The sequence below is a fragment of the Natronomonas sp. genome, assembly GCF_047616845.1.
In the GTDB taxonomy this organism is placed as follows: Archaea; Halobacteriota; Halobacteria; order Halobacteriales; family Haloarculaceae; genus Natronomonas.
This window is the reverse complement of record NZ_JBLGBY010000029.1, coordinates 20,237-28,073: the sequence shown is the minus strand read 5'-3', so window position 1 is coordinate 28,073 and position 7,837 is coordinate 20,237. Positions and strand designations below refer to the sequence as shown.

Sequence of the window (7,837 nt, the reverse complement as noted above, 5' to 3'; positions counted from 1 at the left end):
GGGAGCGCAGCGACCCGCGAGCTGCGGGGGGTGGCAGTGCCAGAAGTGAGGAGTCTCGAGAGCGAGCGGGGAGCGCAGCGACCCGCGAGCTGCGGGGGGTGGCAGTGCCAGAAGTGAGGAGTCTCGAGAGCGAGCGGGGAGCGCAGCGACCCGCGAGCTGCGGGGGGTGGCAGTGCCAGAAGTGAGGAGTCTCGAAAAAGCAAGCGCCGACGCTGAAAAACAGACCGTCGCTTACCGCCCGCGCCGCGCCAACAGCGCACCACCGAGGAGCGCTGTAGCCGCGACCGCGGCGCCGAAGCCGGCGCCGTCACCGTCGCTCGTTCCGGTACCCATCTCGCCGGTCGGCTCGGCGACGAGCTCGAAGCCGCTGAGGCTCGTCCCCGCCTCCCAGGATGCGGTTCCCCCGCCAGTCGTGGTCGGCTCCGGTGTCACCGACGCGACCTCGTAGTTCTCCGGCATCTCGACCGTGAACGTTCGGTTCGGTTCGAAGCCGCTCGCGAACGGTTCGGTCACGGTCAGTTGCTCGCCGTCGACGGCGGCGAGGTTCTCCCAGGTCACCGACAGTGTGATGATGCCGACGCTGTCGGTCGAGTCGACCTCGACGTTCGCGTCGGTCACGGTCATCTCGCGGCCGGTCGCGTTGCCCGCATCGTCGGCGACCGACTGCATGCGGTTCCGGAACCGCGTTGCCATTTCCTCGCGGGCCGTCTCGTTCGTCCGCAGCTCGTCGAAGGCTGCTTGTTCACTATCCGTCTCAAGATCGTACGTGTACGTCACGGCGATATCCGCGTTCCCCTCTGCGTCCAGCTGCACGAGGAACTCCTCGCTCGTGTGCTCGGACGCGGCCACGGGCGCTGCTGCCATCGACGACACCAGCGCCACGCAGAGAAGCACGCCGACAACCCGTGTCAGGACTCGTCTCCGTTGCATTCGTGTGTAAATTATACCAGGATTCTGCTAAAACGATTCGCCTGCACGCAAAACTACGGTGCGGTGCCGACCTTACGATTCCGTCTCCGTGGTGCGGTCGTCTTCGTCGTCGGTGTCTTCAGTGTCCGTTTCTTCGGTGTCTTCGGTTTCAGTGTCCGTTTCCTCGGTGTCTTCGGTCTCTGTTTCCTCGGCCTCTGTTTCTTCAGTTTCACCCTCTTCGGTTTCTGTCTCCTCGGTCTCCGTTTCTTCGCTGTCCTCCTCGTCGTCGGTCTCTTCGCTATCGTCCTCTTCTTCCTCACGCTCCTCACGCTCTTCTTCGTCCTCTGCGTCCTGTTCGCGGGCCTCTTCAGCGGTATCGATGGTCTCCGCGGCTTGTTCGTTCGCCTCTTCGGCTAACTCGAGCGCCTCTTCCTCGTTGCCCGCATCGAGGGCGGCCTTCGAGTCGTTCAGCGCGGCGCGGGCTTCATCGAGCGACATCCGCGCTTCCTCGAGCGCTTCGGTCGTCTCGTTGCTCGCGTTCTCGCCGGTGCGGTTCTCGGCAGCGGCAAGGCGCTGCTCGGCGATGCTAACGTGGTCTTCGGCGAAGGCGATCGCCTCGCTGGCGTTCTCCGGTTCGTCCTCGCGTTCGACCTCGACTTCGCGCTCGCCGTCCTCGCGTTCGACTTCGACCTCGACGACGCCGTTGCTGCGCTTGATGGTGACCTCAACGTCGACCTCACCGCGCTCGTTGCCGGCGATGCTGCGGGCGATAGCCGACACTTCGGCGCCGCTCAGGTTCTCGGCGTCCTGCTGCAGCTTGCGAATCGCCGTCGTGTTGACGCCCTGCTGTTCGAGCGTCTCCTCGGGCAGTTCAGAGGCTGTCTCGTTCGTCTTGTTCAGCTGTGTTTTGGCCGACTCGACCTCGGTGCCGAGCTTCGCCATCCGGGCGCGGTACTCGCCTTCACTGATCTCGCCCTCCTCGCGCTCCTCTCGGAGTTCGGCGCGCTGTTCTCGGAGGTCTTCGAGCCGCTCCTGGAGCCGCTCGACGCGCTCACCGACGCGTTCGGCACGCTCCTCGTCGCTGTCAGCCGACTCGACCTCGATCTCGTATGCGCGTGATTCGATCTCATTCTCGACCTCGGCTTCCTGCACGCCGACGACGCCCGAGAGGCGTTCACCCGGCGCGACTTCGTCGGTCTGTTCCTGTTCGTCCTGTGTCACTGCGCCGACCGCCGGGGCACCGACCATCCCGACGACCAGCAGTAGCGCCACGAGTAGACTCGTTCGCTTCATTACATCCCTCTCTTCCCCCGAGAGATACCTATAAATGGACGGTCGTTACGTCCAGTACACCCTAATCAAACTCGATTAAGCCGGATTAAAACCGACCGCCTGCAGCCAGTTTTTTGGAAGAAAACTCACAGGAGCCGGTAAACAGTAGATAGCTTTATGTATCACTTTCGCCAGGGAGTTCGAGGACGTTCTCCCGGCCGAGCCGGAACGCATCGAGCGTCCCGTCCTCCCGGAGCTGCGTCGTGACCTGGCTCGTCTTCGCGGCCGTCCAGCCCAACTCCTCTGCGACATCGGCCTGTTTCATCCGTCCGCCCTGCTCTTCGATGAGTCGCAACACCTGCTCTTCGTTGCTGCGGAGGTCGCCCGCGGTCGGTGGTGGCGTGGCCTCGTCGTCCACTGTGGAGGCTGTCTCGCCGCCATCGCCGCCGAACGGCCCGATGTCCCGCCGAATCAGGATGCCGACACTACCGAGTAGCGCGACCACGAGGAGCGCGATGCCGACGAGCGGGAGCCGGCTTCCGGATTCACCGGTCGGTTCGCCCCCCTCGTCGACGTCGCTTTCCGGAGCGACTTCCAGACGCGGTTCGCCGGACGCGAACCGTTTCGGCCCCTCCCACAGCACCGCGTTCTCGCGAACGTCGTCCGAATCGGGCCGAACGCCCACGAGCGCGTACCCGTTCGGCCACTCGATCAGCAGTTCGGTCTCGTTGTCGAGAAACAGGCTATCGACTGCGTCGCCGGCAACGAGTCGGTCGCCATCGACGGCCGCGAAGTTCGTCCACTCGAAGGTGTAGGTGACGACGCCGTACTCCTGGGGGAGGTTCTCACGCGAGGCGTCGACCGAGACGTCCCGGATCGCCATCTCGCGGCCGGTCGCGTTGCTCGCGTCCTCGGCGGTCGCGTTCATGCGGTTGTGGAGCCGCTCGCGGTACGTTTCGGGGGTCGATTCGAGGTCAGCGCGATACTCCTCGAAGGCCGTCTCGTCTTCCTCGCTGTCGAGTCGCACCCGGTACTCGATGGCCCACTCGGCGTCGCCGTCCTCCGCGAGCGATATCGACAGCAACACGTCGTCGGGGTCGAGGTCACCCTGCGTGGTGCCGGCCGTCGCCGTGGCGACCGGTACGGTGCCGAGCAACGCGATGGAGAAAAGCGCAACGAGGAGTCCCCGCTTCACGTTGGCTCCGTCGCGGCCGTCGCACATATCGTTTATTGCCGCCTGACGGCCAACAGGACGAGCGCGACCGGGACGAGCGCGATGAGAAGCGCCCGGAGGAACGTACCGAAGCCCTCGAAGCGGCTATCGCTCGGGGTGGCCGTCGCCGTCGCTGCGGTGGTCGTTTCGGCGTCCGGGTTCGTGAACTCAGCGTAGAACCCCGTGAAATTCACCGTCCGGGGGTTCCAGAGGGCGCTGTTTGCCTGGGCGCGAATCGGGCTCGGGTCGGTTCGTGTTCGCTGGTACCCTTCGGGCCCGTGAATCGCGATCCTGCCGTCGGGTTCATAGCTGCTCCGGAACGGTTCGGTGACGACGACTTGCCGCCCGTCGCTGTAGGCGAGGTTATCCCAGTCGCCCCGCACCTCGACACGGCCGTAGTTCTCCTTCTCGTAGGTGACGACCGAGACGTTGTGAATTCGCATCTCGCGGCCCGTCGCCTCGCTGGCGTTTTCCGCCTGGCTGCGTAACTCTTCGAGAACGGACTCCCGTAACTCGGCCTGCTTCGTCTCGTTGTTCGCGAACGCCTCGTATCGCTCTCGCCCCTCCGATTCATTCAGGTCGAAGGAGGTGATGTGGAACATCCGGGCGTCCCCGCCCTCCTGCAGTTCGAACGCGAGCACGGCTCTGTCCGGGTCTTCGTGGGACGCCGCCCCGACGCCGACCATGAGCGTCAAACAGAGGCCAACGACGGCAACGAGCGCGAGGGTTCGTCGCATCAACCGTTGGTCTGTGACGCGCTGTCAAAGCGGTTTCGCTCTGGAGGGACGATGGCCGTATCCTTTTTGCGCTCGCCGTGTGCAGCCTCCGTTATGCTTCCCGACAGAGCCGCCCTCGAGGTCGAGGATCTGCTGAAGATCATCCTCGCTTTGGTCATCATCTGGATCGCCGTCGAACTCGTCATGGAGATCCTGCAGTTCGCGTTCGGCGGCCTCAGCTCCGTCGTCGGACTCATCATCATCGTCCTCATCGTCGCGTACTTCCTCGATTACATCTAGTGTACAGCGTCAACGCGCCCGTCCCCCCGGAGGTGTCCCGGCTCGCGCGCGGGCTCGCAGCCGAACTCATCGACGCGACGCCCCGCGACCGCCACACGCTCGTCATCAAACGGCTCGGTGAGGGCGACCCACAGACACTGACCCACCAGGTTCGGGACGCCATCGTCGGCACCGAGCCGTTTCAGGTTCGCATCACGGGCACCGACGTGTTCCAGAACCCGATTACGGGCCACGAACCGGTCGTCTATCTTCGCGTCGAGTCACCGGAGCTTCTGAGCCTGCATCGGCGGCTCTGCGAACGCTTCGGCGCCATCGAGCAGCTCGAAGGCGATGATTATTCCCCGCACGTCACCATCGCCCGCGGCGGCGATGCTGACTCACTGGTCGGCCGGGACGTCGACCTCGAGTGGACGATCGACTCCCTGTTCGTCTGGGCCGCCCGGTACGACGAGCCCGCCGAACGAATCTCGCTGCCGGCCTAGAAGAGGTAAAACGAGGCTGCCACGCCGAGCACGATGAAAAGCAGCGTGAATCCGATCGGATTGAGCAGGTACCGAAGCGGCGTGTCGTACACTACTCGTTCGAAGGCCGTCCGCGGCGGCCGCGCCGCCCGAACGGGGCCCGAGGCGAGCATCACGGGCCGAACCGGCGCCTCGTCCGCGCGTTCCTCCAACGTCTCGACGTCGATATCGCCGGCGACCTCGAACGCGTCGGGGTCGTATCCGGCGTCCAACAGCGCACCGGCACACGGCTTACAGAGCACGTATGGGCTGCCGTTCTCGGTGTAGGCGGCGAGTTCCCTCGCCGACTCGGCGACGTGCTGGCAGCGCTGACAGACGTGTTGCCGCTCCGAGCGCATCGTCGCGACCGAGGCCGGCGCCTCCGGCTGGGGGAACATCGGTGCCTCCTTCCGCAGGTCGCCGTAGGCTGGGTCGTCAGCGTGCAGCGTCGCGTGACAGGGGCCACACAGCGTCACCAGGCGCTCGGCGTCCTCCAGTGACGGGGTGCCGTGGGCCAGCGTGTAGTGGGCTTCCAGCCGTCGTTCCGGTTCGCCACGCTGTGGCTGCTCGTAGCCACACCGCTTGCAGGTGAACTCGTCGCGTTCGAGCACCTCATCGCGGAGCACGTCCCAGCGTGCCCCCTCACCGTCTCGGGTGCGGCGCTTCTCCGCTCGTGGTTCCCAGTTCCTGCTCATGGTTTCGGTGGTGTTCCGTCCCAGGCATCGGCGTCAGTGAAGAAGTTGAGCATCGCAAAGCGGAGCTTCTCCGGTGCGATGTCGATGTGTTCGTTCCGCTCCTCCGGCGGGAACGACGGATACACGCTGTAATCACCCAGTTCGACGCGGTTCGACTGGGTGTAGCGTTCGTCGACCAGGACGCGCACGCCGAAATCCTCCGGCGAGCGGATGACCCGCCCGAGCGCCTGCCGCGTCTTCCGAACGGTCGGGATCTCGACCGCGTAGCGCCAGCCCGCCTCGTCGTCCTGGCCGGCTTCAGCCTCGCCGAAGGCGTTCTGATACGCTCGCTGGACGGCCTCCATTCGGTCATCCAGATGCGGATACGGAACGCCCACGACGACGACGCTTCGGGCATCGTCGTCGTCGAAACTGACGCCCTCCGCGAGCGTCCCCCAAAGCGACGTGAACAGCACGGCGTCATCGTCTGCGACGAACTCCTGTCGCAACTCCTCGGCCCGTGTTCCGGGTTCGTCGAGATACGGCGTCGAATCGCCCGAGAAGCGGTGGTAGTACCGCTCGGCTTCAGCGTAACTCGGGAAGAACGCCAGCGTGTTGCCCGGTGTGAACCGAACGACGTCCTCGATGGTGTCGCCGACCGTCTCCTGTGTCTCGGGGTCGTCGCGTTTGCTGGCGAACAGCGCCGGCGTCTCGACGGCGTACGTGCGCCGCCGCTCCTCTGGGAACTGCTCGCCGTAAGCCATCGTCAGCGGGTCGTCGAGGCCGAGTACGTCCTCGGTGACGTCGAAGGGCCGCAGCGTCGCGCTCATCAGAATCGTCGAATGGAGTTCTTCGAACAGCGGTGCGGTCACCTGCTGCGGCAGGCAGGTGTACAGTTCCGCACGGCCAACGACGCCCGTCTCGGTGCGCCGGACGCCCAGGACGGGGTACTGGCCGGGTTCGACGCTCGATTCCATCCACGTCTCGATGAAGCCGGCGGCCGAAAGCGTCGGGCAGTCCCGGCGCGTCGTCGCCTCGCCGTCCTTGTACGCCTGCTCGTAGCGGCGGTCGAGTTCCTCGCCAAGCGCCAGCGCCTGCTCCAGGTCGGTCTCGAACCCCTGGCCGGTGTAGGCCTGCAGGAACGCCACCGAGAGGTCGTCGCGGCCGCTCTCGTTGTCGATGGGAACGTCCTCCCAGTCCTCGCCGATGGCCTCGCGGTCGCCGAAGCCGAACGACTCCTCGTAGGTGTCGACGAGCGCCGTCCGGAACGCACGGATGACGTTCGCTGCCGGCTCCGCGCGGGCATCCTCGCACTCCTCGAGCTCGTCCAGGGCGCCGTCGAGGGTCTGCTCGGTCAGCTTCCGGCTCGCGTGATCGCGCGCCGCGTCGGCGACGTTGTGCGCCTCGTCGAAGACGACGATGATGTCTTCGGGGTCGCGGCCGAGCCACCGGAAGAACTGCTCGCGAATCATCGGGTCGAGGAGGTGGTGGTAGTTGCAGATGACGAGGTCGACGCCCTCCATGCCGTCTTTCAGGAGTTCGTAGCCACAGAGGTTCATCTCGTGGGCGTGTTCGTAGATTTCGTCCGGCGTCCGCACGTCCTCGTAGAGCCACGAGTAGAATTCGTCGGTGTCGGCGGTGAGGTTGTTGTAGTACCGGTCGCAGACGTTCCGCTCCTCGCGGAGCGCCTCGATGCCGGCTTCTAAGTCGTTGATTTCCTCCATCACTGCGCCGCGGGCTTCGGCGGCCTCGCCGTCGCCCTCCTTGCTCGCATCGAGCAGTTCGCCTTCCCGGGCTTCCAGTTCGGCGATATCCTGCTCTTTATCCACGAGGTCGCGGGTCGTATCCCGGAGCGCCTGACACTCCTCGTAGCCGACGTCGATATGGCACATCGACGCCTTCCCGCGGAAGACGACCGACCGAATCGGTTCCTGGGCGTTGATGGCACGGGCCTCCTCGATGAACTGCCGGGTCTGTTGGTGGACGTTCGTCGTGATGACGACGGTCTTGCCCGCCGCGCGGCCGTACTCCAGGGCGGGCACGAGCGATGCCAGCGTCTTGCCAGTCCCGCAGGCACCCTCGAAGAGCACGTCGCGTTCCTCGACGAGGGCCTCACGGATGCGTCGCATCGCGTCGTCCTGATGGTCGTACGGCTCGTCGTAGGGGAAGAACCGCTGATAGCCGTCCGACTGTGACACGGCGACTACTCAGGCTTTTTGGGATAAAAGGGTTCGCCGGGCGGAGTGAACGTTT

Annotated in this window: 8 protein-coding genes; 2 read left to right on the top strand and 6 right to left on the bottom strand. The window is 65.2% G+C overall.

The window, feature by feature from the left end; all coding sequences use genetic code 11:
* Window positions 1-231: 231 nt before the first annotated feature.
* From ACI8UR_RS07510 to ACI8UR_RS07495, 4 genes are all read right to left on the bottom strand, one after another.
* On the bottom strand, window positions 232-930 hold the full coding sequence (locus ACI8UR_RS07510) for a hypothetical protein (RefSeq protein WP_411715038.1): 699 nt from the start codon (window positions 928-930) through the stop codon (window positions 232-234).
* Between the two features lie 72 nt (window positions 931-1,002).
* Window positions 1,003-2,202 (bottom strand): hypothetical protein, encoded by a 1,200-nt coding sequence (locus ACI8UR_RS07505; protein WP_411715039.1) that lies wholly within the window; start codon window positions 2,200-2,202, stop codon window positions 1,003-1,005.
* A gap of 154 nt (window positions 2,203-2,356) precedes the next feature.
* A complete protein-coding gene (locus ACI8UR_RS07500; RefSeq protein ID WP_411715040.1) occupies window positions 2,357-3,376 on the bottom strand; it encodes a helix-turn-helix transcriptional regulator in 1,020 nt (339 codons plus the stop codon).
* A gap of 32 nt (window positions 3,377-3,408) precedes the next feature.
* On the bottom strand, window positions 3,409-4,131 hold the full coding sequence (locus tag ACI8UR_RS07495) for a hypothetical protein (RefSeq protein WP_411715041.1): 723 nt from the start codon (window positions 4,129-4,131) through the stop codon (window positions 3,409-3,411).
* A 93-nt stretch (window positions 4,132-4,224) separates the two neighbouring features.
* Between ACI8UR_RS07495 and ACI8UR_RS07490 the strand changes: the two genes are divergently transcribed.
* A complete protein-coding gene (locus ACI8UR_RS07490; RefSeq protein WP_411715042.1) occupies window positions 4,225-4,410 on the top strand; it encodes a hypothetical protein in 186 nt (61 codons plus the stop codon).
* The gene (locus ACI8UR_RS07485; RefSeq protein ID WP_411715043.1) at window positions 4,410-4,892 is read left to right on the top strand and encodes a 2'-5' RNA ligase family protein; all 483 of its coding nucleotides are present in this window, start codon (window positions 4,410-4,412) and stop codon (window positions 4,890-4,892) included. Before ACI8UR_RS07490 ends, ACI8UR_RS07485 begins: the two co-directional genes overlap by 1 nt.
* Here ACI8UR_RS07485 and ACI8UR_RS07480 read toward each other — a convergent pair.
* Both ACI8UR_RS07480 and ACI8UR_RS07475 read right to left on the bottom strand, forming a co-directional pair.
* A complete protein-coding gene (locus ACI8UR_RS07480) occupies window positions 4,889-5,605 on the bottom strand; it encodes an HNH endonuclease (RefSeq protein WP_411715044.1) in 717 nt (238 codons plus the stop codon). The two genes, ACI8UR_RS07485 and ACI8UR_RS07480, sit on opposite strands and share 4 nt — an antisense overlap.
* The gene (locus ACI8UR_RS07475; protein WP_411715045.1) at window positions 5,602-7,782 is read right to left on the bottom strand and encodes an ATP-dependent DNA helicase; all 2,181 of its coding nucleotides are present in this window, start codon (window positions 7,780-7,782) and stop codon (window positions 5,602-5,604) included. Before ACI8UR_RS07475 ends, ACI8UR_RS07480 begins: the two co-directional genes overlap by 4 nt.
* Between the last annotated feature and the right edge of the window lie 55 nt (window positions 7,783-7,837).

What these genes read in the sequence shown, in the direction of transcription:
- ACI8UR_RS07490 (WP_411715042.1), top strand. Translation starts at nt 4,225, where the DNA reads ATGCTTCCCGACAGAGCCGCCCTCGAGGTCGAGGATCTGCTGAAGATC.
- ACI8UR_RS07495 (WP_411715041.1), bottom strand. Translation starts at nt 4,131, where the DNA reads ATGCGACGAACCCTCGCGCTCGTTGCCGTCGTTGGCCTCTGTTTGACG.
- ACI8UR_RS07480 (WP_411715044.1), bottom strand. Translation starts at nt 5,605, where the DNA reads ATGAGCAGGAACTGGGAACCACGAGCGGAGAAGCGCCGCACCCGAGAC.
- ACI8UR_RS07510 (WP_411715038.1), bottom strand. Translation starts at nt 930, where the DNA reads ATGCAACGGAGACGAGTCCTGACACGGGTTGTCGGCGTGCTTCTCTGC.
- ACI8UR_RS07505 (WP_411715039.1), bottom strand. Translation starts at nt 2,202, where the DNA reads ATGAAGCGAACGAGTCTACTCGTGGCGCTACTGCTGGTCGTCGGGATG.